At 49.0% G+C, this 25,770-nt stretch carries 21 protein-coding genes and 5 pseudogenes; 14 read left to right on the forward strand and 12 right to left on the reverse strand.

Annotated features, from left to right (window positions below; translation table 11 throughout):
• Window positions 1-115 precede the first annotated feature (115 nt).
• Together HUN05_06470 and HUN05_06475 are read left to right on the forward strand one after the other, a co-directional pair.
• The gene (locus HUN05_06470) at window positions 116-907 is read left to right on the forward strand and encodes a sirohydrochlorin cobaltochelatase (GenBank protein WDP84838.1); all 792 of its coding nucleotides are present in this window, start codon (window positions 116-118) and stop codon (window positions 905-907) included.
• An 87-nt stretch (window positions 908-994) separates the two neighbouring features.
• Entirely contained in the window at window positions 995-1,360 is a 366-nt protein-coding gene (locus tag HUN05_06475; GenBank protein WDP84839.1) for a LysR family transcriptional regulator, read from the forward strand.
• On the opposite strand, the gene HUN05_06480 is transcribed toward HUN05_06475, so the two are convergent.
• Both HUN05_06480 and HUN05_06485 read right to left on the reverse strand, forming a co-directional pair.
• Window positions 1,307-2,578 (reverse strand): hypothetical protein, encoded by a 1,272-nt coding sequence (locus tag HUN05_06480; protein WDP84840.1) that lies wholly within the window; start codon window positions 2,576-2,578, stop codon window positions 1,307-1,309. The two genes, HUN05_06475 and HUN05_06480, sit on opposite strands and share 54 nt — an antisense overlap.
• The gene (locus HUN05_06485; GenBank protein WDP84841.1) at window positions 2,565-3,899 is read right to left on the reverse strand and encodes a DUF342 domain-containing protein; all 1,335 of its coding nucleotides are present in this window, start codon (window positions 3,897-3,899) and stop codon (window positions 2,565-2,567) included. The genes HUN05_06480 and HUN05_06485 overlap by 14 nt, the downstream gene beginning before the upstream one ends.
• Before the next feature lie 288 nt (window positions 3,900-4,187).
• On the opposite strand from HUN05_06485, the gene HUN05_06490 reads away from it, so the two are divergent.
• Window positions 4,188-4,775 carry an NUDIX hydrolase gene (locus tag HUN05_06490; GenBank protein ID WDP84842.1) on the forward strand — a complete coding sequence of 196 codons (588 nt, stop codon included), beginning with the start codon at window positions 4,188-4,190 and terminating at the stop codon, window positions 4,773-4,775.
• A gap of 318 nt (window positions 4,776-5,093) precedes the next feature.
• Here the strand turns inward: HUN05_06490 and HUN05_06495 are convergent, their stop codons facing one another.
• Window positions 5,094-6,008, reverse strand: coding sequence for an HD domain-containing protein (locus HUN05_06495; GenBank protein WDP84843.1), 915 nt, complete (start codon window positions 6,006-6,008; stop codon window positions 5,094-5,096).
• A gap of 137 nt (window positions 6,009-6,145) precedes the next feature.
• Complete coding sequence (locus tag HUN05_06500) at window positions 6,146-6,964, reverse strand: methylenetetrahydrofolate reductase (GenBank protein WDP84844.1); 819 nt, start codon at window positions 6,962-6,964, stop codon at window positions 6,146-6,148.
• Between the two features lie 451 nt (window positions 6,965-7,415).
• On the opposite strand from HUN05_06500, the gene HUN05_06505 reads away from it, so the two are divergent.
• From HUN05_06505 to HUN05_06550, 10 genes and pseudogenes are all read left to right on the forward strand, one after another.
• Window positions 7,416-7,952 (forward strand): hypothetical protein, encoded by a 537-nt coding sequence (locus HUN05_06505; GenBank protein ID WDP84845.1) that lies wholly within the window; start codon window positions 7,416-7,418, stop codon window positions 7,950-7,952.
• Window positions 7,949-8,749: pseudogene (locus tag HUN05_06510) on the forward strand (4Fe-4S dicluster domain-containing protein). Before HUN05_06505 ends, HUN05_06510 begins: the two are co-directional and overlap by 4 nt.
• Window positions 8,750-8,805: 56 nt before the next feature.
• Window positions 8,806-9,956: pseudogene (nrfD, locus tag HUN05_06515) on the forward strand (polysulfide reductase NrfD).
• A 117-nt stretch (window positions 9,957-10,073) separates the two neighbouring features.
• The gene (locus HUN05_06520; GenBank protein ID WDP84846.1) at window positions 10,074-11,663 is read left to right on the forward strand and encodes a hypothetical protein; all 1,590 of its coding nucleotides are present in this window, start codon (window positions 10,074-10,076) and stop codon (window positions 11,661-11,663) included.
• 126 nt (window positions 11,664-11,789) lie between these two features.
• On the forward strand, window positions 11,790-12,383 hold the full coding sequence (locus tag HUN05_06525) for a hypothetical protein (protein ID WDP84847.1): 594 nt from the start codon (window positions 11,790-11,792) through the stop codon (window positions 12,381-12,383).
• A gap of 113 nt (window positions 12,384-12,496) precedes the next feature.
• Window positions 12,497-12,997, forward strand: coding sequence for a hypothetical protein (locus tag HUN05_06530; GenBank protein ID WDP84848.1), 501 nt, complete (start codon window positions 12,497-12,499; stop codon window positions 12,995-12,997).
• 8 nt (window positions 12,998-13,005) lie between these two features.
• A complete protein-coding gene (locus tag HUN05_06535) occupies window positions 13,006-13,824 on the forward strand; it encodes a hypothetical protein (GenBank protein ID WDP84849.1) in 819 nt (272 codons plus the stop codon).
• Window positions 13,739-14,050 carry a hypothetical protein gene (locus HUN05_06540; protein ID WDP84850.1) on the forward strand — a complete coding sequence of 104 codons (312 nt, stop codon included), beginning with the start codon at window positions 13,739-13,741 and terminating at the stop codon, window positions 14,048-14,050. Before HUN05_06535 ends, HUN05_06540 begins: the two co-directional genes overlap by 86 nt.
• Complete coding sequence (locus tag HUN05_06545) at window positions 14,047-14,571, forward strand: IS630 family transposase (GenBank protein WDP84851.1); 525 nt, start codon at window positions 14,047-14,049, stop codon at window positions 14,569-14,571. Before HUN05_06540 ends, HUN05_06545 begins: the two co-directional genes overlap by 4 nt.
• 9 nt (window positions 14,572-14,580) lie before the next feature.
• Window positions 14,581-14,982, forward strand: a complete 402-nt coding sequence (locus HUN05_06550; protein WDP84852.1) for a hypothetical protein — start codon at window positions 14,581-14,583, stop codon at window positions 14,980-14,982.
• Here the strand turns inward: HUN05_06550 and HUN05_06555 are convergent.
• From HUN05_06555 to HUN05_06565, 3 genes and pseudogenes are all read right to left on the reverse strand, one after another.
• Window positions 14,961-16,818 (reverse strand): annotated as a pseudogene (locus HUN05_06555) (anion permease). The gene HUN05_06550 and the pseudogene HUN05_06555 sit on opposite strands and share 22 nt — an antisense overlap.
• Window positions 16,819-16,930: 112 nt before the next feature.
• Window positions 16,931-17,722: a formate dehydrogenase accessory sulfurtransferase FdhD gene (gene fdhD / locus HUN05_06560; protein ID WDP84853.1), complete on the reverse strand. Its 792-nt coding sequence runs from the start codon at window positions 17,720-17,722 to the stop codon at window positions 16,931-16,933.
• A gap of 77 nt (window positions 17,723-17,799) precedes the next feature.
• Window positions 17,800-20,253, reverse strand: coding sequence for a cache domain-containing protein (locus tag HUN05_06565; GenBank protein ID WDP84854.1), 2,454 nt, complete (start codon window positions 20,251-20,253; stop codon window positions 17,800-17,802).
• A 325-nt stretch (window positions 20,254-20,578) separates the two neighbouring features.
• Between HUN05_06565 and HUN05_06570 the strand changes: the two are divergent.
• A pseudogene (locus HUN05_06570) lies at window positions 20,579-21,580 on the forward strand (ABC transporter substrate-binding protein).
• A 29-nt stretch (window positions 21,581-21,609) separates the two neighbouring features.
• Here HUN05_06570 and cas2 read toward each other — a convergent pair.
• The 5 genes and pseudogenes from cas2 to cas7c all read right to left on the reverse strand — a co-directional run bounded on the left by cas2 (window position 21,610) and on the right by cas7c (window position 25,765).
• Window positions 21,610-21,876 (reverse strand): annotated as a pseudogene (gene cas2 / locus HUN05_06575) (CRISPR-associated endonuclease Cas2).
• 154 nt (window positions 21,877-22,030) lie between these two features.
• Complete coding sequence (locus tag HUN05_06580; GenBank protein WDP87953.1) at window positions 22,031-23,200, reverse strand: IS4 family transposase; 1,170 nt, start codon at window positions 23,198-23,200, stop codon at window positions 22,031-22,033.
• A gap of 122 nt (window positions 23,201-23,322) precedes the next feature.
• Entirely contained in the window at window positions 23,323-24,237 is a 915-nt protein-coding gene (gene cas1c / locus HUN05_06585; GenBank protein WDP84855.1) for a type I-C CRISPR-associated endonuclease Cas1, read from the reverse strand.
• Window positions 24,234-24,872, reverse strand: a complete 639-nt coding sequence (gene cas4, locus HUN05_06590) for a CRISPR-associated protein Cas4 (GenBank protein ID WDP84856.1) — start codon at window positions 24,870-24,872, stop codon at window positions 24,234-24,236. Before cas4 ends, cas1c begins: the two co-directional genes overlap by 4 nt.
• A 14-nt stretch (window positions 24,873-24,886) precedes the next feature.
• On the reverse strand, window positions 24,887-25,765 hold the full coding sequence (gene cas7c / locus HUN05_06595; protein ID WDP84857.1) for a type I-C CRISPR-associated protein Cas7/Csd2: 879 nt from the start codon (window positions 25,763-25,765) through the stop codon (window positions 24,887-24,889).
• Window positions 25,766-25,770 lie beyond the last annotated feature (5 nt).

Raw genomic sequence — 25,770 nt, forward strand, 5'->3', positions numbered from 1 at the left:
AAAGGTGTTGTAAAAAAAGGCAACAGCAGACATTTTACTGCTTTGGCCCTGTAACCCCTATGATGTTTGCAATGTTGGAGAAAAATTTAACCCATTATCCTTTATGGAGCTGCCCATGACAGATTTAGTGAAAAAATCAGATATCCCCCTTGTTGTTACGGCATTCGGTACCACGGAAAATGCCTTTTCCACCTATGAAAAAATGGACGGGCTTTTTAAAACCAGATTTCCCCGGAACCCGTTACTCTGGGCCTATTCTTCAAGAATGGTCAAGCATGCCATGAAACAGAAAAAAAATCTGGACCTTAAAGATCCTCTGGAAATCATGGCTGATCTTGCTAAGCAGGGCCATGAATGGGCGGTGCTCCAGTCCCTGCATTTGATCTGCGGCCACGAGTTTGACCGTTTGGTCTCCCAGGGCCAGGCCAGCGGCCTGAGGGTCTCCATGGGGCGTCCCCTTCTGACCTCTCAAACAGATTATGTCAAGGCTGCAAATGCCTTGGCAGGATCGATTCCGGCACCTGAGACCGGCATTGCCGCCGTATTGGTGGGCCATGGCACGGATCATCCTGCCTGGAGTGCTTATCCAGCCTTTGAAGATGTACTCAGACAAAGATTTGGTGCCCATGTTTTTGCCGGGGTGGTGGAAGGGTATCCTGAAAAAGAAGATATTCTTGCCCGGGTCAAGGCCGCAGGATTTAAACGGATCTGCCTGATCCCATTTATGCTGGTGGCCGGGGTCCATTTTAAGGAAGATCTCACCTGTGAACCAGATTCCTGGCAAAAATGTTTTGAAAATGCCGGGATCCGTGTGGATGTGGTGGATCAGGGAATTGGAGGGCTGTCGGGAATTCAGGATATTTTTTGCTGCCACATGGAAGCGGCCCTGGATATTATTCCCCTGTGATCCCGGGATAAACCAGAGATTTTTGCTGCGGCAGACCAGGTTTTAAAAATTCACATCCCGGCTGTTTTCTGATAAGAAAAGATCCATATGACAACCCCATTTTTAATACGGTCCAAGGTGTGGATAGAAGACGACTCGGGCAAGGTGATTTTCGGCCTGGGCCGGTTCAGGATTTTTTCGGCCATTGACCGGTGCGGATCCATTAATGCCGCGGCAAAGGAACTTAAAATGGGGTATCGGGCGGTCTGGGGAAAGATCAAAGCCACAGAAGAGGGCCTGGGCCGTCCCTTGCTCGTGAGAAATACCGGCGGCGCTGCCGGCGGCGGATCCACCCTGACCCCCTTGGCCAGAAAACTATTAATCGAGTTTCAAAATGTCCATTCCCATGTGATCTGCGAATCAGATCAGTTTTTTGCCTCTGTGTTTGAGAAAAAAATAGAACCAGACCTTTAATCCCCTTAATCCTGATCCCTGGATCAGGATCTGGGCGGGGGATTCGCAGGTTTTGATCTCTTCTGTGAATTTGACCCCGAATATATCCTGGTCAACAGTGAGCACAGCCTTTCTTCCCTTGATGATGGTCTCTTTTTCCGTTTTGTTTTTTACCCGGACCGCCGGGAGAACCTGCTGGGATCGATAGGCCTGGCTCAGGATAAAGGTCTCTTTTCTGATGATCAGTTGTTCAATGGTCTTTTTTAGGGCCTCTATCTTTGGTTTTCTTTTTTGAACAATTTGAAGCAGCTTATTTTTTTCTGTGTCATACTTGCGGGTATACCTGCGGTCTGCACTTACTGCACCCTTGTACATTCCGTATTTGATATCTGCCTGTGCTCTGACATGGGCGTTTAAGGTGTTGAAATCCATTGTTTGGGCCGTGTGGATCAATTGCTGAACAAAGGGGGCGTTGTCCCAATGATCATTCACCGGGGCCAAGGGCAGGTCCGGCCATTTGCCGGGATTCTGGTTTACGGCTCCAAGTATGTCTTCAAGGGTGCTGACCCCTGACAAAGGCTTGAACTCCAACAGGGCCAGGACATAGTTTAAATATTGATGCTGGCTCAGATAGGCCTCTTTGATCTTTGTTTTTTCAGCAAACCAGGTTTCCAGGGCCTGGAGTTCTTGTGCACAGCGCAGCTGATCAAGTTTTTGGGTCCGGGCCTCTATCATGGCCATGATGGAATCTGCCCTGAGATTGGGGGCCTTGCCAACCTGGAGAACACAGGGCCTGGGACCTGTGCTGAAAATATTTTTAACAATAATGTCTTCAAAGGCCTGGACAGCCACTGCTTTCAGGTCTGCATTGGGCGCTTTCAGACTTTTTCCGGTCATGATGATGGCATTGGAAATGGTCTTTCCTGCCAGGATATTCCCTTCCGCCTTGATTTTGGCAGGCTCACTTGCTTTGCTTGAGCCGATCTCCCCCTTGACAATGATATCTTTGGCCGCTGAAACCTGGCCCAGGACATTGCCGGAGACCTTCAGGGTCTGGCAGCGGACTTGGCCGTTTTTCAGAATGGATCCGTCCACCGTGAGGTTGACCCCTTTGTATTCATCTCCCAGATCCATGTCAATGGCCCCGGTATAATGCCGTTCCGGAACGGACTGGTCCTGGGGCAGGACAAAGAGGGTGCGGTTTTGATCGAGCACAGCCATCCCCTCATCTGCGGCCATGAAAAGATCCTCGTGCCTGACCGCAGTTGAGAAAGGCCGGGGCCGACGGGGCGGGGGTCAGTGAAAATCCACTGACATCTTTGCCTGGAATCCCGTTTTGGGGCGGAATCTGCTTGGCCAGGGCATCCCCTTTTTTCACCATGGGCAGAAGGTCTGCCTCCTGTTCTGCGCCCGAGGCAATAAACTGGGTGTCAAAGTAGAATTCCATTCTCCCGTCTTTTCCCTTTTCAGGGGCACGGCCTCTGGCAATTTTAATTTCATTGCCCAACCGGTTCTGGTCAATAAAGGCCTTGATCTCTTTATCCGGGCAGATGCCCCAGATAATGCCGATGGAATAAAGCCAATTTTTAAGGTCCGGCAGAAGGAGGTCTTCATAGCCCGGTTTAACCTGGATCAAATAGGCGGCCAGCTTGTTTTTTGAAAACCGATATTCAAAGCGCTGGGCAATGCGTTTGTTAATGCTGGTTTCAGAGTTGTATCTGTCCAGGGCCTGTTCCAGGGAGAGTCTTTTTTTTTCCATTTCTTTCTGGATTTGCAGGATTCGGCTGAGTTTTTGTTCTTCAAGGCCGAACAGCTCTTTGAGGACAAGTCCCAGATAGGGCTTGGCCCGGGTCTCTTCTGCCTTTTTTTCCTGGACCCTTAGGGCCTGGTTGAGCTGGTCAATGGAGATGAATTGTTTTTTAATGGCAATGGCGCCGAACCTCATGTTCAAAGAGATTTTATCCATCTTTGAAACGGCAATGTCGTTCATGGCCTCTGACAATAGGTCCTCTTTGATCCGGTCCTGGGTCAACAGGATGGCGGCCTTGTCTGCCTTGGAAATCTCCTGGTTTTCCAGGAGAATATCTCCGATGAGCTTACTCTGGTTGGATTCTTTGAAAATGGTGCTCTGGATATCCAACGCTTTTTTAACGCTTTTGGCCTGGACAAATCGGTTGGCCACCCCAAGTTCCCCGAATTTTTTATCCAGCATTTTCATTTCCAGGTGGTGGCGGACGGCAAAGAGAAATTCAATGTCCTCATCTGAAAGAGGCTGGGTCTCCTTGAACAGCTGTTCTGCCGTAAAATCGGGCCTTGTCCTGCGTTTTTGCTCAAAGGTGTCTATGAGGGCATTTTTCTGGTCAGCTGGGATCAGCCGGCATTTGACGGCCAGGGTGATCAGACCCTTATCCGCATTCGTGAGCGCATGGGCACCCTTTTTACCGGGGGCTTGAAATATCCTGGCCCCGGTGTCGGCTGTTTTTTGGGCGTCCGCATGAACGGACTTGGCATCAGGGTTCATAACAGGGGGAAAAATAAACAATTTTATATGGGATGTCAAGAAACCTGAGCCTTGACAACCGGCATTTTACCTTGTCTGTGCCGCCTATTTGCGGTATGGGTTATCCAAGAGTCATTTGCATGGTGTCCTGTGGCATATAGGTTGACCGGAGCTTTGTTTATACACCCGGCTCATGGGCCAAACAAAAGGATGCCCCCATGCAAAGAATTAAATTGGGAGGCCTGTCTTTTCAGATCCCGAAACGTCCTGCTTTTTAGGGGACTTATTCTGAAAAGAGGCGCACCGGGTGTGCCTGGAGACGGGCTGCCCTTCCAGAGAGGCAGGAGAATGAATATACCGTTTTGCAGCCAATGCGGAAGTCGAATGTCAGAGCGGATTCCGGATGATGATGACCATGTCAGGGCCGTGTGCAGTCAATGCAGCCATGTCCATTATGAAAATCCTAAAATGGTGGTGGGCACCATTCCCGTGTTCAGGGACAAAATTTTGATGTGCTGTCGGAATATTGAGCCCAGAAAAGGAAAGTGGACCCTGCCTGCCGGGTATCTTGAAAACCAGGAATCGGTTCAGGACGGGGCCGTGAGGGAAACCTTGGAAGAGACCCGGGCCAGGGTCCGTCTTGTTGGTCCTTATCGGATGTTTAACATCCTTTTTGTCGACCAGATTTATTTTATGTTTATTGCAGAACTCTTGTCTTTGGATTTTGGCCCCACAAAAGAGAGCCTGGAAGTTTGTCTGTTGTCAGAAGAACAGATGCCCTGGGATGATATTGCCTTTGAGGTGATCGGACAGACCCTGAAAGATTTTTTTGATGACCGGAAAGCACAGGCCGGCAATTCTTTGAAGGAAGCAACCTATGGGTTTAAGGTAAAGGATCTGGTTTTTAAACCCAGACCCGGAACCCCTTCCCTTTAAACAGCAAAAGAGGTTTATCCCAACCTTGCAGCTGAAACCTTCATGATTTTTGCAACATGGGGTTAGGCTCCCGGTCAGAATAAAATCTCCCATATGTCTTGTCTTTTTAATCATCTTCGCCGTTGGGTCGCAGGGCACATATTGAGTATAGTGTGAACGGCCTTCAACGACGCAGATGAGGTAAAATCGGTTCGCCCCAAGGGTGGTCACCCTTGGAATTGGTTTGGCAAGCAATTATAATTTGCTGTATTTAAAGATATCAAGGTCCAGTTTCCTCAAATTGTCAGTTTCTGACCTTCAGGTTATGAAATATTCGGACTATCGGATAAGGCAGGAGGTAAATTCCTTGAAGAGTTTAAGGGAAAATTTGCCTTCCTTGACTTCTTTTTTAATCAGATTGAGTGTGTCAAAGGGGGTTCTGGCCTTGCGAAAAGCTTTGCTCCTATAGGTCAACGATTCGTAGGAATCAATAAAGCCAATGATCTGGCTTTGCCGGCAGGAAATATCCGTTGCATTGGGATACCCGCTTTTGTCAAGGCGTTCATGGTGTTCCAGGGCCGTATTGGCCACAGCCAGATCAAATCCCGCGTTTAAAAGGATCATGTCATGCCCTGCCTGGGCGTGGGTCTGATAGGTTTTAAACTGGCTCTGGGTCAGACGCTCCTTGGATTCGATGATTTCTCTGTCCAAAGTTGAGGTGCCCACATCATGGAGCAGGGCGCACAGCCCTAAGGTCTGGGTATCTTTTTCTGAAAGGTCCAGAAAAAAGCAGTATTGGAGGGTCAGGGCCAGGACATTTACCGTATGCTCCACAATGATTTTTGAGGTGGTGGTTATTTTGCCCAGATAATCCATTGTGGTGTGGTCCTGGCTCATATTTTCAAGGAGGATGTCCAGGGTTTCCGGAAGGGCTGTCATGGCGGCTTCCTGGCCCGGTTCCAGGATTTCCCTGACAATATTGGAAAGTGCGGTCTTGATCTGGACCAGGCCACCTTCGGCCACCTGTTTGGCAAGGTCCATATTCAGGGTCCGGGTCAGCAGGTTCAAGGCCTTTGCCTTGTCTTTTTCTTCAATAAACAATTGGGGGTGGCGGGTCTGGCTTGCCCGCTCATGATCTAAAAGGTCGCCTGTCTGTTTGTATAAAAGATATTCTCCATCCTTGGATTGATGGTAAAAGGGGATGGTTTTTAAAAACTGGACCTGGGAGGGTCTGATGGGAAAGTAGTCTGACACGGGTCTTACCCTTTGCTGGTGATTAAGATTTTGGATTTATTTAATAACGGCCTTATGCTCTGATTGTTATATCCTTAAATTTACGCCTTGGCCCTTACAGCGCAGGGCTTTTAAGGCAAAATATGATGAAACCGAGTCTAAAGGATCTGGTTTAGAATGTCAAACCGGTCAAAGGGGGGCATGACGCAGGCGCCGCTAAAGAGTTCCCGGGCCAGGCCCAGCATCTCTCGGGCATTGTGGATGCCTGTGTCTATGGGAGTTGAATTTTTTTTCATTTTTTGAATCAGGGAAGGGGGAACCGCAATCCCATCCACCTTTGAATCCAGGAACAGGGCATGCTTTACCGAGATCAAGGGAAGAATCCCCATGATTACCGGGATATTGATATGGGCCAGCCCCCTTTGGATTTTTATGGCCGTGTCATGGTCATACACGGGCTGGGTCACCATGAATTCACACCCGGCTGCCGCCTTTTTTTTCATCCGTTTGATTTCATGATCAAGGCCGTCAACCTCTGGACGAAAGTCCAGGACAGCCCCTGTGTTCAGGCCGGATTTTTTTGCCATGGTGATGAGTTGAAAAACATTCAGATCGTTCACCGAGGTGGTGGGATGTTCAGGACCCGGGAGCGAAGGATCCCCGGTCACCGCGATAATGGTGTCCAGACCCAGGGCTTTTGCACCCCAGAGTTCTGCCTGAAGACCCAAGCGGTTGTGGTCCCTGACCGTAAAATGGAGGATGGCAGGTTTTCCGGTCTGCCTTTGAAGCAGGTGGGCAAAGGCCATGGCAGACATCCTGGGTCTTGCCACCGGGTTGGTGGCCACACTGAACCCGTCAAACCCAAGATCTGCAACGGTCAGGATTTTTTCCATCACCGCCTGGGAATTGCTGCCCTGGGGAGGTACCACCTCCAATGTAATTTTAAAGTTTTTCGGATCGGATGTGAAAAATGACATGGTTTTTCTCCGCAAGTCAAGGATGATCATTTGTTTTTCAAGTATGGATGAAATCCGGCCCAGGGTCAAATCCTAATTTGCCAGAGTTTTGAAATCTTTGAATTTTTTCTTGATCATCCCCCTCACACAATGGTAATGTTCCAAAATCGTTCCATGGTAAAATTTCATATATTTACCTAATAAGGGTACCTCTAATAATCAGAATTTTGGATTGAGTTCAAAGCGCAGAAACATTTTAACCAGAGAAATATATTAAATGTTGTAAGCATATGCTTCTCTCCAAATCGAGGATTCAAATTTACCTGGTTCTGACCTTTAGGTGGCAACGAAGAAATCGAGCCAAAAGACAATTATTAGAAGTGACCATAAATTGAGTACGTCCATAACTGCGTCTTTTTAACCCTGATCTTGGGTTAAATTCGCAGACCAATCGGAAACAAGGGGGGTGGATGTGGGTCTGAGCTATAAGATGCGTCTGGTTGTCCTGGCTGTTGGATTGTGCATTATGGTGGGCTGCGGGATCTTGTTCAAGTCCCTGCTGGTTCCCAAATCCTTTGGGGTGTACGGCCCTTACAGGGCCGATGCCATTGATGAAGAGACGATGATGCCCATCCGTCACGGCACAAACGCATCCTGCTATTCCTGCCATGGGTATGAGGCAAAGGTTCACAAGGCAGGCTTTCACAAAACCATCTCCTGTGAATTCTGCCACGGCCCCTATGCAGGCCATGTCAAGGAAAATAAAAAAACAGCTGCCCTGCCCGTAAAAAAGGGAAAAGAGATTACAACGCTCTGTCTGCGCTGCCATAATACGGAAATCAAGGCAAGATCCGAACAGGTGATCAAGACCGTTGCCATGCCGGACCATTTTAAAGCCCAGCAGGTCAAGCTGAGCCATACCTGCAACCAGTGCCACCACGTCCATGCCCCGTTGAAATATATTAACCGGGCCAAAGCGATCACCGGGTTGACGGAGAAAAAAATATGAAATTTGTTAAGCCTTTGCCGGACATGAAAAAGCGGTCTTTTTTGAAACAGGTACTCAAGGGGACCATTGCAGGTTCCCTTTACCTGGTTTATCCCATGGGGGCCAATGCCTTTGAGCCCCCCGAGTAGATTCCGGGAATCCAAGGTCATGACTATGATATCCTGGACCAGGAGTTTGCCTTTATCGTGGACATTACCCAGTGCATCGGTTGCGGGTCCTGCTGTGTGGCGGATAAACGCGAATATCATGTGCCCGACGGAAATTACAGAACCTGGGTGGAGCGATATGTCAAAGGATTTTCAGACCGGATTTATGTGGATGCCCCCAACGGGGGCCTGGACGGATACCAGACCCCCCGTTCGGACATAGAAGAGAAGGTCAGGGACACCTTTTTTGTGCCCAAGCTCTGCAATATGTGCAAAGAAGCTCCCTGTGTCCAGGTCTGCCCTGTGGGGGCCACCTTTACCACGCCGGACGGCTTTGTCCTGGTGGATGAGGCAAAGTGTGTGGGCTGTGCCTATTGCATCCAGGCCTGTCCCTATTCGGTACGGTTTATCAATCCTGAGACCCGTGTGGTGGAAAAGTGCAACTGGTGCTACCACAGGGTCCGCAAAGGCCTTTTACCGGCCTGTGTGGAGGTCTGTCCCACAGGGGCCAGAAAATTCGGCAGCCTCAAGGATGAATCTTCCGAGGTCTATCAGATCCTTAAAGGACCCGGAGTGCTGACGGTGCTGAAAAGAGAGATGGGCACCTGGCCTGCCCTGTATTACAAAGGGGCCAGAAGGGAGGTGGTCTGATGAATGCTGCATTTGCTTCGGTTCAGGGGGCTTCTGACTCCATAGGGTCTGCCACCATGCTTTTGTCCAACTATGTTTTTCCCAATGATCTTCACGTGCACTGGTCCATGATGATCGTGCTCTATCCCTATATTACGGGGCTTGTGGACGGGGCCTTTATCATTGCGGCCCTGTATTATCTGTTTGATGTGAAAAGCCTGCGCCCGGTGGCCCGGTTTTCCATGCTCTTTGCCCTGGCCTTTTTAAGATGTGCCACCCTGCCGCTGCTGCTTCATCTGGGGCATCCCGAGCGGAATCTGAACATGCTCATCACCCCGAGCCCCTCTTCGGCCATGGCCGGGTTCGGCTATATTTTTGCGGTTTCCATGGGGGTGGTGATTTTGTTCTTTTTATCTACCGGCCGGTGCTGGTGGAACTGAGGTGCATCTCAAAAGGATGGCTTCAGGTGCTCTACAGGATTATCACCCTGGACAGCATTGATCTGTCAAAAGAGGCCCTGGCCCTGGATGCAAGAATCATTAAAATTCTGGTGGGCATTGGTATCCCCGTTGCTGCCGTGCTCCACGGGTATGTGGGATTTATCTTTGGCGGGGTCAAGGCCAATCCCACCTGGTCCACCCCGCTCATGCCCGTGATATTTTTATTTTCCGCCTGTGTCTCAGGGATCTCCGCGGTTATCCTGGCCTATATTCTGATCCGGAAATTTTCAGGACGATCCATTGACCATGCCTGTATTGTGACCATGGCCAAGACCCTGACCCTGTTTTTTATCCTGGCCTTTTCCTTTGAAATGCTCGAGGTCTTTTCACATTCCTATCTTAAGACCGGCTACCACCACATGGTGGAAGGTCTGCTCAACGGTCCTCTGGCCTCATCGTTCTGGCTCTGGCAGGTAAAGATCTGTTCTGTGATTCCTTTGATCCTCTTAGGGGTGATGGGCCTCATGCGTTTGGATGAATTCTTTTATAATTTTCTGGCAGGCTCGGTCTCTGCCATCCTCCTGCTCCAGGTGCTGATCATGAGGTGGAACGTGGTCATCGGCGGCCAGCTCATGAGCAAGAGTGCCAGGGGCTATACCCAGTTTCACCCGGAATGGTTTGACAAGGAAGGGATCATTGCCGTGATCGTGGTCATGTCCATTCCCTTTATCATCCTCTGGGGTCTGGGCAAAATTTTTCCCTTTTGGGCCGGGGAGAATGAAACCTAATATTTAAACCTAAAAATATAAAATCTTGCAAGGGAGGTGGTGACGGATCAAGGCAAAACAGCAGGATCAAGGCAAAATCCTGTTGAACCCAATCAACTTGTTACGGAGGGTTTGAGTATGACTATTTTAAGGTCATTTTTGGCAGTTGCAATTTTTGGGGTGTTTACGGCAGGCTCGGCTTTGGCCCTGACCCAGGCCTCCTTTGACGTCAAAAATCCCCAAAATCAGGAAATGAATAAAAAATGTATCACCTGCCATTTAAAGGAGAATAAGTCCTTGGTGCTTCAATGGGAAAATTCCGCCCATGCCGCAGCCAAGGAAGGCCAGGTGGGATGTTATACCTGCCATGCGGCCGAGGCGGGTGATGAAATGGGGTACAAACATGAAGGGGCCTTTATCAAGGCGATTTTATCTCCCAATGACTGTGCCAAATGTCATGAGCCCGAGGCCAGGGAAATGGCGATTTCCCACCATGCCACCGCAGGCGAAATCATGGCCTCCCTGGACAATATGCTGGCCGAGGTGGTCGGCGGCATGCCCACCAACAAGGGCAACATGGCCTCAGGCTGCTGGCAGTGCCACGGCTCTGTGGTCTCATTGAAACGGGACAAGGAGGGCAAGACCCTGAGGTCCAAAACCGATGCCCCCCAGATGGATTACAATACCTGGCCCAATTCAGGTATCGGAAGGATCAATCCCGACGGAACCAAGGGGGTGTGCAACGCCTGTCATTCCAAACATGATTTTTCAGCCTCCCGGGCGCGTCAGCCCGAGAACTGCGGCAAATGCCATCTGGGCCCGGACCATCCCCAAAAAGAGATCTATGAGGAGTCCAAGCACGGGATTGCTTTTTTCACGGCAGAAAAGGGCAATACCCCCAACGGGATGAATATTTACAAGGACGGGTCCTGGGTATTGGGCGATGATTATCATACCGCACCCACCTGCTCCACCTGCCACATGGGATCCTTTATCAAACTGAACGGATCGGTTGCCAAAAACAGCCATAATGTGGGCGACAGATTGTCCTGGAATTTAAGGGCCCCTGTCTCATCTAAGCTGAACCGGGTGACCTTTACCGACGGGTCTGTCACGGATATTACCGGCGATCAGCCCCCCCGGGCCGGACAAAAGGCCAAGAAAAAATCCTATGTCAGGGAAGGGGACAAGCTTAAAAAAGTGATAGAGGAAAAGACCATTGCCTCTGTGGTGACCTGGAAACAGCGCCGCGAATCCATGCAGGAGGTCTGTAAATCCTGCCACGGGGTCAACCATATCAAAGATTTTTACAAGCAATTGGACGATACGGTCAACCTGTACAATGACAAGTTTGGAAAACCCGGGCTTGAAATTGTGAAGATGCTCAAAAAAGACAAGATCTGGAAAAATTCCGGATTCCAGCATAAGATCGGCTACACCTGGTTTGAGATCTGGCACCATGAGGGCCGCAGGGCCCGGATGGCTGCGGCCATGTTTGCACCGGATTATACCCATTGGCACGGCCTCTATGAGATCTCCAGAAATTTTTACCATGAATTTCTGCCCGAGGTTCAGGAGCTGGCCGACCATGCAGGCCAGGGCGAAAAGTACAAAAAATACATAAAAGATCTGCTGGCAAGACCTGAACATCTTTGGATCCGGACCGGCGGTTCGGCTGAAACCATGAAGCTGATTGAAGAGGAAAACAAACTGCGCTATAACCAATAAAGCGTATGTTTGCAATTATCCCTGATCTTGGAGAGGCCATGAACTCCAAGGTCGGGATCTTAATTCCGTCAGGCAGAAAGGGGCGGTGGCGCTCTTTTCTGCCTGATGTTTTTTGGGGGGGTGACAATGAAGAAACTGTTGGCGTTCTGGTTTGCCCTAACCTTTGGGGTGTTGCTTTTTTGGGTATGTATTCTTCCTGTCCAAGGGGGTGAACTTGAAGACCTTTTTGCCGAAGTCCAGGCTCTGAATATAGAACGCCAGGGATATGTGCTCTGCTGCGAACTCACCTCTGCCCAGCAGGCCTTTGCCAGGGATCATCTTGAAAAGGCAAATGCTTCAAAGGTATATAAATTAAGGGACAAGAGCCTTAATATTGTGGCAGACCGCACCACCCACCGGGTGCTGGTCATGTATGAGCAGTTTGAACAGGTTGACCAGGCCCGGGTTCAGACCCTTGTGGGAGACCTGTTTTTATCCTATGAAGACCCAACCCTTTCAGCCCATGACAAGGTGGTCTACTGGGCCTGGGGAAAAAAAGGCAAATTTACCGCAGACCAGTTCAACCTGGCCCGGGAGAAAAAAAAATCCCTGGCCATTGTGGCCACGGTGAAACTTAACTCCGAGATCAAGATCATGGACAAAGCCTTTGCCCACGACAAGGGGGATGTCTATTATATCATCAGTTCGGATCCCTTACTGGCCTTTTTTACTGACCCTTGATTTTTTCTCCAGGTTTTTTTACATTCAACCCCATGACAATTTTAAGACCGTTAAATTTAAGAAAATTGATTTTTTCCCTTTGGTTGGTCATATTCTGCATTCTGGGGACATCTTTGAGTTGCGCCTTGGCCCGCCCCCTGGAATGTGAATCTGCAAAGGGGGGTGTTCTGCGGTATGCCCTTCACAGTTCCAAGCTGGACAGCCTGGATCCTTTTTTTGTCAAAGGCGCCCAGAGCGCCACCTATGCCGACATGGTATTTAACGGGCTTTTGCGCTACACCCCCGGGGACGTCCGGAAGATTGAACCGGATCTTGCCCTTGAAATGCCCAAATTTGTGATCAAGGGTGGAAAACAGGTCTGGACCGTCCATCTTAAATCCAAGGTTTTTTTCCACGAGAGTCCCTATTTTCCCGCCCATGAACTTACGGCCCAGGATGTGGTCCTTTCATTGAAAAAAGTCGCCGACCCTGAACAAAGCGTTTTTTCAGGGTATTACCAGGGCATGACCTTTGAGGTTGTCAATTCATATGCCCTGAATATTATTCTGGATCAGCCGGTTTCCTTCTTGTTTTTTTTCCCTCTGATCACCAATTGGCGGGGGGGTATATTCTAAGCCGGAAAGTGTTTGAACCCGGGGGGTATGGAAAATTTCTCAAACACCCCGTGGGCACAGGCCCGTTTCAATTTGTCGACTATCAGCCCCAAAATAAACTTGTGCTCAAGGCCCATGAGCATTATTTCAGAGGGGCTCCCTGCCTCAAGGGGGTGTCGGTTTATTTTATGCCGGATTCAGCCCAAAGAGAGGCAAAATACAGATCCAATTGTTTGGATGTGATCTATGGCACCGGGGCTCCCGGCTGGCTGGAACGCATGGAAAAACTGCCCAAAACCCGGGTGGATGTCTTTGGCCCGGGATTTACCGGAATGTTTCATTTTAATCCGTCCATCAAGCCTTTAAATGATCTCCGGGTTAGAAAAGCCATGATGCATGCCATGGACAGGCAAGCGTTTCTTCATGCCTCTTCCGGCCGCCTGGTCTCTTTGGTGCTGGCCCCCATATCTGCCGACTTTCTGTCCGGAGGACTGACCAATGAAAAAGTAGAGGCCTTGAACCTTGCCCCGGCCTATGACTTGGGCCGGGCAAAAGAACTTTTGGCCCGGGCCGGGTATGAATCGGGATTTGATCTGGACATGGTGGTCTCTGAAAAACGATTGTACCGAAAAACCTTTGAGGTGCTCAAAGAGCAGCTGGCCCGGATCAATGTGAGGCTGAAACTCACCCGGGTCTCCCATTCCCTTTATAGCAGAGCAAACAATTACTTGAACAAGGATTTATACAACTTATATTTTCCCCATGAGATATTCATCAGATTTACGCAAACGCGTTATAGATTTTGTAGAAAATGGAGGAAGCAAGACGGAAGCTGCCAGTCAGTTTAATGTATCCCGTGGAAGTGTTCACAACTGGACGTCTGCCGAAGATGGTTTGTCATACAAGAAACCCGGTCCAAAAGGACCACGAAGTTTGGATCTGGAAGCTTTGCGCCTCCATGTGGAGACAAATGATGACATGACACAATCGGAAAGGGCGCAGCATTTCGGAGTATCCCGTGCCTGTATCTGGTATAATATGAAACAACTCGGAATCACTCGAAAAAAAAGATGACGGGATACAGGGAGCGAAGCGACAGCAAAAGAAAGGCATATCTTCGTCTTCGTGAACGTTATGTACGTCGTTGCAAAACGTTTGTTTATGTTGATGAAAGCGGCTTTTCGCCTTATACAACCCGTCGCTATGGATATGCTCTCAAAGGGCAGCGTGTTCATGGTTTGATTGCAGGAACAAAGCACCCTCGAACGTCTTTGATTGCTGCCCGCATCGAATATAGTTTTGAAGAACCATTTTTGTTTCAGGGAACATGCAATGCGGATATCTTTAATGCTTGGATCGAACACCAGTTGAGTCCACATCTGAACGATAATCATGTCGTTGTGATGGATAACGCATCCTTCCACAAGGGCGAAGAAACCAAATATTTGATAGAAAGAACTGGTGCAGCTCTTTTGTTTTTGCCCCCGTATTCACCGGATCTCAATCCGATTGAACACGATTTTGCGGCCCTAAAAACCATCCGTGAATACAATGAAAACGAAACGATTGATGAAATTATCAGGATGTATAAATAATTATCGGCATTGCTATACCATGAGAAAATCCGTGAGAATTTAAACCCCATTGTCCTCTATTTTACCTTCCGCCCCAATGCAGACAACTATCTTAGGGGATTTTTTCATTCAGATTCCATTGTTAAAACAGGTAAAACCCCCCACACGAATTTTTCCCATTATTCAGGCATGGACAGTCTTTTAGACGATGCAAAAAGCGATATTGATCCACGGCGGCAGGTGCTGCTCTGGGAGCAGGCCCAGATCAAGCTGCTCAGCCAGGCCCTTGTATTTCCGCTCTTTAATATTAGGCAATGCACCGTCAGAAGGGATTATGTGAATTACGGCCATGTTCTCCACTTTTCTTTGTCAGATTATCCCCAGTTCAATGAAACCACCTGTTTGATTCATCATGGCGGTGTGATTCCGTAGAAAAAAACCATGAGCACCATGACCACGGCGATGTAGATCAGGGTCATGCCGGATCCGGCCCGGATAAAGTCCTTGATTTTATATCCTCCGGGCCGCATGACCAGGGCATTGACCTGGTGGGTGGGCAGGATAAAGATGTTGGAGGCGGCCACGGCCACGAGAAGGGCGGCCATCCTGGGGTCAGCCCCGGTGTGGAGGGCCATGTTCATGGACAAGGGGATCATCAGGACCGCTGCCCCTATATTTGAGGTGACCAGGGTGAAAAAAGAGGTGAGGCAGCCAATGACCAGGAAGAGGAGGACCGGGGTGAGCATGCCCTGGGTGATGTTTATGATTGAGGCGGCCAGAAAATTTGCCGCCCCTGTGGTTTCAAAGGCAATTCCTAAAGGGATAAGCCCTGCCAGAAGAAAGACCGTCATCCAGTCGACCGATTGATAGGCTTCGTCCTGGTTCATGACCCGGGCGAGCACCATGGCCACCGCCCCTGCCAGCAGGGAAATGGACAGCTGGACCTTGAATCCCAGGGACAGGACCAGGGCCAGGCCAAGGCAGGCAATGGCGGTCCAGGCCTTTTCCGGGTGCAAAACCTCGCCTTTAAGATCCTGGGTAAAGGTCAGGGCTTTTCTGGGCCTGGCCAAATGAAATTTTTCCCATTCTCCAAACAATAAAAAGGCATCTCCTGCCTGGATTTTGGTTTCAGAGATATCTTCAAGAATCAGTTTTCCCCGCCTGTAAAGGGCCAGGGGATTGAGGGCTAGTTTTTTTCTGAACCCGTATTGGTGAAGGGTTTTGCCTGTAAGCTCGGACCTGGGGGGGACAATGGCCTCAATAATCCCTGATTTTTCTTTGGACAGGATGGTGCTGAGCCGGTCCGGCTCGGGCAGCAATTCCCATCCCATTTCCCTGGCCAGCCGGGTCGCATGGGTTTTATTATCCCACAAGGCCCACCACATCCGAAGGCTCGATCACATCCATTCGTCCCGGCACCAGGACCCGGTAGCGTCCCCTGTGTTTTGAGATACAGACCACGGTGGCATGGTATCTGGGGCGAAGTTCAAGTTCCTCAAGCCGTCTGGTGTAAAAGTCTTTTGGCACCCTCATTTCAAATACAGAACCGACCTCATCACCATAGGTGCATTCCAGGTCATGATCCAGCAGGTAGGACACATCTGAGCCAGGCGCTGCCTTGGGCAGAATGAGTTTGCCGAAGACCACAAAGTAGAGGATGGCGCAGAGGGTCAGGGAAAGGCCGATGGGGGCCACGCTGAAAAGGGTGAAAGGGAGATAGGGCTGGTCTGCCATGCGGGTATGGCTCCACCATGAGGCTGCCAGATCATTGAGAAGGATGAGAGGGCTGGATCCCACCAGGGTGATGCATCCGCCGATCACGGCAGAGTAGCTCATGGGAATGAGAATCTGGGAGACGGGCAGGTTCAGCTGCCGGCACATCCGGCGGGTGGCCGGTAAAAACAGGGCGGCTGCCCCGATATTCTGCATAAAGCTGGACAGCACTGCCACCGTGCCGGAGATCAGTGCCATGACCCGGGTCTGGCTTTTTCCCCCAAACCGGATAATGGCCCGGGCAAAGAGATTCATCACCCCGGTTTTATCAAGCCCGTGCCCGATGATGATCACCGCAATGATGGAGATCACGGCGTTGGAGCTTAATCCGGAAACGGCCTCGGCCGGTGTAATCACTCCGGACAGGGGTAAGAGCACCATGAGTAAAAGCCCTGCCATGTCCACCCGGAATAGATCCAGGATAAAGAAAAGACTGACAAGGATCAAAAAGATAAAAACAATGATCATTTCCGGGGTCAATCCTGTTAAAGCCATGGCATCACCTTGAAACAAGTCGGGTTGTAAAAAAATATATCCGGGCTAGGCCCTCATAGACGGCGGGTTTGTCTGGTGCATGGCAGAACCGGTATCAGGCCCTGCATTGGTATCAGGCGACAATCCGTTCAGGATGGGTAAACACGGCAAAATTGCTCGGTCTGACAAAGCCCACAATGGTGATGTTCATCTCCTGGGCCAGAAGAATACTCTGGTGGGTGGGCGCTCCCCTGGAGGCCAGGATGGGGATGGAGAACCGCCTTGCCTTGTGGAGAATTTCCGATGACACCCGCCCTGTGCCCAAAAGCACCAGGTTTTCAGGGTCTGTATCCTCAAGCACCAGGGTGCCGATCACCTTGTCCACGGCATTGTGCCTTCCAATATCGTCGTAATGAAATTGGGGCATTTCATTGTTGATGCTCACCCCGGCAGAATGGACACCCCCTGTTTTTTTGTGAAGATCAGAGCATTTGACCAGCCACCCCATGGCATCAATGATGGCCTGGCCCCTGACCCTGGCCCGGGTCTGAACCGGATGGCGAAGGGCAATTTCCATCATTGAGGTGTACATCACCCCTTTGCCGCATCCTGAGGTATAGACCCGCCGGCCTAAGTCCGAAGGGTCCTGGAAATTTTTGACCCTCACATCCAGCCGCCATTTTTTTGTATCCAGATCCAGGTCCAGTATCTCTTTGGCTGACTTGATCATACCCGAGGTAAACAAAAACCCATATGCATAGGCCTTTAAATTCGAAGGGGTGCACATGAGGGTGGCCATTTCATGGCCGTTGACCACAAAGGTCAAGGGCACTTCAAGGGCAACAAAGCTTTGTTCTTTTACCAGCGATCCCCCCTTGTACCGGGTAATGGGCTGACCAACCAATTCTTGGATCTGAGTGTCCACGCGCTTTCCTTTAAACTGTGAAATATTGTTGCCCAACCTATCATTGTCCGGAGGGGTTTGCAAGATTTGCCCATTGCTCAAAGGACGTTTTGGGGTGCCAGGGGGAGACGGATGGTAAAGCAGGTCCCTTTTCCGGGCTCAGATGAGAGATCAATTCGTCCGCCGTGGTCCTGGACAATGATAAAATAGGAGACGGACAACCCTAATCCCGTGCCCTGGTTTACCGGCTTTGTGGTGTAAAAGGGCTCAAAAATGTGTTTGGACACGGACGGGTCCATGCCCGGTCCATTGTCCTGGATGGTAATGCAGATCTCTTGGTCTTTTTGAACGATACCGATGTCAAGGCCGGGCTGCTCTTTAGAGTATGAATGGCCTGCCATGGCCTGGGCCGCATTGTTGATAATATTGAAAAACACCTGCTGGATATTGCTCTCGTCGCACAACACCTTGGGAACATCCCTGGCATATTGTTTTTGAATTTTAATTTTCCGGATATCGTAATTTTTCTTAAGGCTGTAGTCGTTTGTTGCAAATTCAATGCTCTGATCCATTATCCCGGCAATATCCTGAAGGGATTTCTCTCCGGATTTTTTCCGGATGAAATTGAGCATATTCTGGACGATTTTTCCTGCCCTGTTACCGGTCTCCACAATGGTGTCTAAAAAATTGACCACCTGTCTTTGTTCAAGGTATTTTTCCAGGGCCGTTAAAGAGATCCCCGCGTTTTGGGCGGCAGGTCCATTGGCAGGAAGGCTGGAAGACAGCCTGTTTTTGACCACAAGGGCGCTTTGGATCATCCCGGCCAGGGGGTTGTTGATCTCATGGGCCATGCCTGCGGCAAGCCCGCCAACGGTGATCATTTTTTCCGTCTGGATCATCATGGCTTCGGTTTTTTTCCGGTCTGAGATATCCCGCCAGGTGGCATGGAGGATCTGTTGTTTGGGGTTTGCTGAGATGGCGGTGAGCAAAATTTCAGCCGGGAAGACTTCTCCGTTGGCCCGGATATGGTTCCATTCAAACCTGTGACTGCCGTTTTTAACGGCATGGGCCATCATCTCTTTGGATTTTGAAGCCGTATCCTGCCCGTCGGCCTGGACCGGCGGTGAAAGGTCAAAGGGAAAACGATCAATGGGCTGGGCTGGGCTGTCATACCCCAGCATCTCCACCGAGGCCTGGTTGCAATCCATGATTTTCCCGTTTTCAAGGATCAGGAAGGCATCCTTGGACTGCTCAAATAATCGCCGGTATTTTTTTTCGCTGGCAGCCAGGTCTGTTTCATATGTATTTCGCTCCTTGAGCATGAGGCTGGCGGAGTCTGCCAGGGGAATGAATTCGGAAAAACAAATTTGATCATTTTCCAGGGGGCGATGTTTGAAGGCAGATTCTTTGAAATATCGGATAAAAAGTTCCAGGTTCTGGCTGATTTTTCTGGACAGCAGCCAGGCCAGGCCCACAGAGGCCAAAAGACAGAGGCCAAGGACTATAAAGGTTTTTAAAATCAGGACCTGGGTGGCCTTTTTCAGCTGAGCCTCTTTCATGGCAATCTGATGTTCGATTGAGTCAATGTGAACCCCGGTGCCGATATACCAGCCCCAGTCATCAATTGCCCGGACATAGCTGACCTTGGGTGCAGGGGGCTGCCCCTTGAATTTCGGGGCCACATAATTGACAAACCCTCCGCCGGAACGGGCCGCTTGGATCAGTTCCCCAACGATTTTCACCCCGTTGGCATCTTTGATATCAAGGGTGTTTTTTCCTTTAAAAGGCCCTGTCAGGCTCAGCCCTTCAAATGTGCCGGCAAAGATATAGCCCTTTGGTCCGAATTTGAGGGTTTCAAGGTAGCCTAAGACTTCTGTTTTGATTTTTTCTTCTTCATCAATGATGTATTTTCCGTTCCCGATCACCCAGTCCAACGGTTTGAAATATTTGACATAGGAAATTTTGGGCACAAAGATGCCGGGTTTGTCCGGCTTGTTCCAATGATAGGTGGAAAATCCTTCCCCCTGGGCAGAGCGGGCAATACGAATGAAATCTTTCATGATATATTTGCCCTTGGAGTCCTGGACCCCCATGAGGTTGGTTCCTTCCAGCTCTGGATTGTTCCGGTTTAAAAGTTCGGTGCCTGCCATGTCTTCGGCAAAATAATAGCCCTTGCCCTCATCCCAGGATGCAGCAAACAAGGCATCGTGGATTAATACCCTGATCTGGCCGGGTCCAAGTGAGTCCTTATTTTTTTTCCAGATATAGGTGGCGGTTTCCCAGGCCTCTTGAGTCCGGGATTTTACCGACTGCCTGACCCGTTTTTCAGCCAGAGATTTTTTATGTTGAATATAGTGAACCGCCTGCTGCACCTGGGTTTGAATGGTTTGCTTCCGGGAGGCGATATAGGCGGTTCTGACCTGGCGAAATTCTTGTTTCCGGGTGTTCAGCTCCCATCCCAGCCAGAGATAGGCCAGGAGGCATACCAGGGCCAGATAAAGAAGGGTAACACTGACCCAGAAGGTTTTTACAAGACTTTTATGTTTGGCCATAAATGTTGTCGCTTTTGAAAGCTGAAATTCGTAAATGAAAATATTAAGAATGAATTTAACAATTCATGGGCAAAATTGTCAATGTATAATCCTTGGGACGGATTTCAGGGCTTTTGTCCATGCCGGGTTGTATTTGATTTCGTCAAAGAGTAAACCTTGGGATAAGGCCCCCAGAAAAACAGGTTTAATTGTGGCTTGCATTTTTATCGCGACCCTATACAATGGCCGTTCTAATTTAATGGCAAGGCTGAAAATGACCGGGTGAACTCTTTTACTTCAGTAAAAGGCCTGCAAGATCAAAAAAAACAGCAAGAGGATAGTTTGAATGAAAAAAATACTGATTTTAATTGTGGCGGTCCTGGTGGGTACCTTTTCTTTAGCCTAGGCTGAAAAAGATGTATTCATCGGTATTTCAAAATTGATGACCCACCCGGACCTGGATGCACTTGAGCAGGGGATCCAGGACGGGGTGAAGGAAGGCTTGCCCAATGCCGGGTTTGACCTGCAGAATGCCAAAGCCGACAGGTCTGCCGCCAATTCCATTGCCCGGAAATTTGTGGTTGAAAAGGTGGATATTGCCGTGGGGATCACCGCCATGGCAGCCCAGTCCCTGGCCTGGAACATTGAGGACCGGCCCGTGCTCTTTTGTGCCGTCATGGACCCCAAGAAGGCAGGTCTTGCGAAATCCGCCACTCTTTTAAAATCCTTAAAACATGTTGAAAAATGGGTGACCGGCACCTCAAATATGCCCCCGGTCAAAGCGCAGATCATGCTTTTGCATCGGATCAAGCCTTTGAAAACCCTGGGTCATGTTTATTGTTCCCATGAGGCTGATGCCGCTGCCCAGGCCGAGGTTGCCAAGGAGGTCTGCAAGGCCCTGGGTATTAAATTTGTGGCAGCCACGCTGACCGGCCCCGACCCATCCAAGGTAAAGTCGGCGGTTCAGACCATTGCCCCCAAGGTAGACGGGATATACGTGAGCGCAGATTTTACCGTTTTCACGGCCCTGGCCGACGTGACCTCGGTTGCCATGGCCCATAAGATTCCGGTGATCTCCTCGGACCCAGGTTCTGCCGACACCACCGACGTACTGGCGGCCTGTGGATTAGACTATTACAAGATGGGCAGGGTAACCGGCAGGCTGGCCGTCGATGTGATCAAGGGTGCCAAACCCGCAGACATTCCCACCCGGTACATCACCGATCCCAGAGATTTAAACCTGTTTTTCAATATGGATGTGGCCAAGAAACTTGACCTGACCCTTCCAGAAGACCTTGTTTCCATGGCAAACAAGATCATCAAAGACGGCAAACTCAGCTCAAAATAAAAGTCATGGGGCACTGGTTTCCCCATGGGAATCTCTGCTCCTTTTTTTGCTCCAATATGTTCGATTCTCTTTTTCCAATTGGAACCCAAAAAATAAAACCTCAGGCTGTCTGTTTCAGGATTGATTTCATCTGATAATCTTTGCCTGAGAAGGGTCCATTGCGCAGGATCAACATTGCATTCAAAAATTGAGAATTGAACTCTTTGCCCGTAATCTTTGCAGGCTTTGGCAACCCTTCGAAGTCTTTTATGGCCGTTTTTATTTATTGAAACATCGTAGCTGACAAGAACCATCATTTTGATTTACCTCCAGAAAAACGGCGGATATCCGTCCATATCGTTGCGCATATATCGGTTCATTAAAAGCGCCTGAATATGGAAAAGCTGTCCCACCAAAATTTTTTCTTCGATAAAGGGATGGAAAATTTCATCCTGTTTCAGTGATGTCCGGTTAGGTTTTTGCTTGCTCAATAATTTTTTGATCTTTGACAATATTGTCCCTGTTTGAACTATGAGAGCCCTGCTCCTCGCAGCCAAACAGGTCATTTAGAATGGCGGTTCGCAGCTGCCGAACTCTTTTGATCGTGACCTTTTCATTAAACTGTTTTTGGCAATGGATTGCCAGTAACAGGTAAGTGATAAGGCCGCCAAGAATCTGAACCATAAGGCCGTATTCACTGCGGGCAATGAGATGATATACCTTCAGATGTTCTTTCCACCATTTGAAAAAATCCTCAATGGTCCACCGGAGTTTATAAATTGTTGCTATTTGTTCCGCTGTTAAATCATGCCTGTCAGTTGCCACATAGTATTTGACGCCAGCAATTTTATAGCCAACAACCCGAACAGGCCTTTTCGTCTGGTTTTGATTCGGAGTACCAAGTTTAACCAGTGCATCATAAAAAATGTAGCTGTCGGAAGGGGTCTCGTGGTTATCAATAATTGTTCTTGTTGTCCTGGTTTTTATACGGCAGACAAAATGTTTGCCTTGCTCCTGAAGCAGGTCAAATTCTTTATGGGATTGATATCCACGATCCATAACACCTGTTTGCCCCTTGGAAAGTATTTTGGGAACAAAAGTGCGTTCAGCGCCGTTGCCTTCAGTCAAAAAGATTTTGTTTGGGATTCCGTGATTAATGTCAAATCCGCAATGTACTTTGGCTTTTTTACTTCCTTTTCTGTAGTTCGCCCAGTGCATTGAAAGGACTGCATTTATGAGACTACCGTCAATGGAAACCAACTCTCCTAACTCGGCGTGTTCACCCGGATGACACTCAAGAGCCTGTTTATAAAGATCCTCAAAGATAAATTGCAGTTGTTCGAGTCCCCTGTGATTGATGGCTTCACAGAAACTACTACGGCTGATACCACCGTCTGGCGCAATATTTTCTTTAGCAAAAACATTCTCCTTGAGATCCTGAATTAAATGTCGGGCAGACTTGTGCTCCTGAAGATGGAAATAAACCAAAGCATTTATCTGGTCTTCGAATGTCATTTTTAAAGGGCGGTCTCCTCGAGATTGTAATTCCGGTGCTTTTGAAAGTGACTTTATCAGAGGGCACCTGAAATTGTCAAAGTTCAGGGACCGTAGTTGTTTTTTAGGGACTGAGATGTGCGTCATTTGAGTTCCTTGAGTTAAATTTTCAAGGCGCACAAAAATTTTTACGCACATTTGTCAACACAAAACCGACTGTTTTTTCAATGATTTTAGATGCTTTTTATATGCAACAACCTAACCGGACACTACTGATCCTGTTTCCTCTTTTGGTATGCAACCAGAACTTTTTTCCTGCCTTCATCCGTCATGTATACTGCGGTTGAATCTTTTTTAAAAAAGTCATTTTTGTTCACCTGACCAAGATTTATTAAGGTCAAGGTCAGGCGGTCGGCAATCAAGGGTCTGAACTCTTCCATCATATCAAGGGCCAGTCCGGCTCTCCCGGGTCTGTCCCTGTGCAGAAAACCAACCCCTGGATCAAGGCCTGCAGATTCAAGGGCGGATCTGACATCATGCATAAGAAGGGTATACAAAAATGAAAGCAGGCAATTGACCTCATCCCGCGGTGGCCGTCTGTTTCTTCCGGTAAAGGAAAACTCTTTTTTTTGTGCCGTAATCAGAGAATCAAAGACATGAAAATAACCGGCAGCGGCATCTCCTTCAATGCCCCGAATCCGGTTAAGGGTGAGAAGAGGACCGGAGATATCTCTCATGGATCGTTCCAGATGGTTTACGGCCTTTTGGATCCGGCCATCTTCTGTTTTATCTTTGTGATCCCTGAGAAACCGCTGCAGCACCCTGCGGCAGTTGGATATTTTGGCCGACAGGATGGCAGCAGCGATCCGGGAGGAGATATCTTCTTTGTCTGCACGGAGATATTGCTCCCGGCGGACAAGAACATTCCCGGAAACCGGGCCTTTGATCCGGGCTAAAAATCTTCCATACTGGGTCATGAAGCATACGGCAACGTCCTTCTCCGCACAAAATCCCATGAGAAAAGGGCTCATGGATACATTGCCAAAGCAGACAATACCTGACAGGGTGTGTATGGGGATCCTCAGTTTTATTTCTTTTTCCACTTTGACTGCAATGGCTTCCCCCTCTTTGGAAAGGTAGCTGCCCTGGGTGGTGACAAACAAGGTGTTTAATAGTTTTTTCATTTGGGTTCCACCATTTTTTTCATATAGGCCTGGACTGATTTTTTCCCGCAGACACGGGGCATGCAAAAGTCAATAAATGAGCAGTTTCTGCATTTGCCTTGATGATAGTCAGGGGCTGGCGTGATTCTGTCCCGGATCATTGTATGGAGTCTGCGGGCCGTGTCCCTGGTCTCCTGTCGGAGTTCCTGGGTAAAGTCCACTTTTTGCCGCCTGCGGGTTTTCCCGTAAAACAGGGCTCCTTTTTCAACCCGGGTATCGTACATCTCTTCAAGGCAAAGGGCCTGGGCGAAGAGCTGGACCTTGTCGATATTGTCTTTTTTGGGCCGCCCTCTTTTGTATTCCACAGGATAGGGCATCCATATTTGTTTTTTTTTATCGGCAAGATGAAACTCCACCACATCGGCTTTTCCCACCAAGCCAAGTTGCCGGCAGGTCAGGCCGAGGGCGTATTCAACCCTTACCTCCCCCCGGTCCCGGTCACCCCCCTTGTCCACCCGTTCATGCATGACCTTGCCCTCGGCAGTGAATTTGTTTTCAAACCATAGCCGCTCCACATGGATCAGGGCGCACTGCCTTGGGCAGAATAGGTAATGCTGCAGGGCGGACAGGGGTAGAAGATCAGAATTATCTATCATTAGAAACTACCCGGCTATTTTGTTTCAATGGTAACACCCTTGGGTAGGCCTGTTTCATTGATTTTTAATTCATAATCGCTGAAATCACGGGGGGGGGTGTTTTCATCCTTTTTTGTGATTGAGATTCTGTTAAACAATGAATGGGCTGGTGCACTACCTAAGGCAGAGTCATGTTTAAAAATGATTAATTTTCGGGTCGACATAAGTCCTCTGGCTGCGGAACGGTCAAGCTCGAACAGATTAACCAGCGATTCCCAGAATAAGGCAAGATCAGTTTTACTAAACCCTGTCTGGTCGGCCAAATGGGGGGATATAAATCCGTGGGCCATATAAACCCCGTATGGGATGGTATTTTTTCTGCCCATGGTTCTGTTGTCTCCCTGCTGTTTTTCAGCCTCTGCTTCGGTTGCAACGGCCATCCGGGTAATGGCATGTTCCAGAGTGACAACCGGGTCCGCAGATCTTCCAAAGGTCATTTGGACAGGCCCTCTGACCTGGCCTGCATTTTTCCCCGTGCTCATCACAGCGCCGAAGGTCCTGATATCATAATAGTTTTGGCACATCCATTTTCTGGCAACTTCTGTTTTATCGCCTTTGTTTTTTATCTTCTCTACAGTTTCCTGTTCATGGGCCTGGTCAATGAGAGTGTTGAGGACAGCCTTTTCCTTAATAAATATATCAAATGGTTTTTTTGCTTTTTTTAAAATTTGAATATAATTTCTAACTTTTCTTTTCAGGCAGACATCCGTGACAAGGCCGTGTCCGGTTTCAGGATCGATTCTGGGCAGGTTCCCGGCATCAGGATCTCCATTGGGGTTCCCGTCTTTTACATCGAAAATCAAGGCAAAGTCATAGCGGTTTGTGATGATCTCTTTCTTATTGGATTCGTTCATGTTTA

The sequence above is a fragment of the Desulfobacter sp. genome, from assembly GCA_028768545.1.
Classification (GTDB): domain Bacteria; phylum Desulfobacterota; class Desulfobacteria; order Desulfobacterales; family Desulfobacteraceae; genus Desulfobacter.

What these genes read in the sequence shown, in the direction of transcription:
- HUN05_06470 (WDP84838.1), top strand. Translation starts at nt 116, where the DNA reads ATGACAGATTTAGTGAAAAAATCAGATATCCCCCTTGTTGTTACGGCA.
- HUN05_06475 (WDP84839.1), top strand. Translation starts at nt 995, where the DNA reads ATGACAACCCCATTTTTAATACGGTCCAAGGTGTGGATAGAAGACGAC.
- HUN05_06480 (WDP84840.1), bottom strand. Translation starts at nt 2,578, where the DNA reads ATGGCCGCAGATGAGGGGATGGCTGTGCTCGATCAAAACCGCACCCTC.
- HUN05_06490 (WDP84842.1), top strand. Translation starts at nt 4,188, where the DNA reads ATGAATATACCGTTTTGCAGCCAATGCGGAAGTCGAATGTCAGAGCGG.
- HUN05_06500 (WDP84844.1), bottom strand. Translation starts at nt 6,964, where the DNA reads ATGTCATTTTTCACATCCGATCCGAAAAACTTTAAAATTACATTGGAG.
- HUN05_06520 (WDP84846.1), top strand. Translation starts at nt 10,074, where the DNA reads ATGACTATTTTAAGGTCATTTTTGGCAGTTGCAATTTTTGGGGTGTTT.
- HUN05_06525 (WDP84847.1), top strand. Translation starts at nt 11,790, where the DNA reads ATGAAGAAACTGTTGGCGTTCTGGTTTGCCCTAACCTTTGGGGTGTTG.
- HUN05_06540 (WDP84850.1), top strand. Translation starts at nt 13,739, where the DNA reads ATGAGATATTCATCAGATTTACGCAAACGCGTTATAGATTTTGTAGAA.
- HUN05_06545 (WDP84851.1), top strand. Translation starts at nt 14,047, where the DNA reads ATGACGGGATACAGGGAGCGAAGCGACAGCAAAAGAAAGGCATATCTT.
- HUN05_06565 (WDP84854.1), bottom strand. Translation starts at nt 20,253, where the DNA reads ATGGCCAAACATAAAAGTCTTGTAAAAACCTTCTGGGTCAGTGTTACC.
- HUN05_06580 (WDP87953.1), bottom strand. Translation starts at nt 23,200, where the DNA reads ATGACGCACATCTCAGTCCCTAAAAAACAACTACGGTCCCTGAACTTT.
- cas1c (WDP84855.1), bottom strand. Translation starts at nt 24,237, where the DNA reads ATGAAAAAACTATTAAACACCTTGTTTGTCACCACCCAGGGCAGCTAC.
- cas4 (WDP84856.1), bottom strand. Translation starts at nt 24,872, where the DNA reads ATGATAGATAATTCTGATCTTCTACCCCTGTCCGCCCTGCAGCATTAC.
- cas7c (WDP84857.1), bottom strand. Translation starts at nt 25,765, where the DNA reads ATGAACGAATCCAATAAGAAAGAGATCATCACAAACCGCTATGACTTT.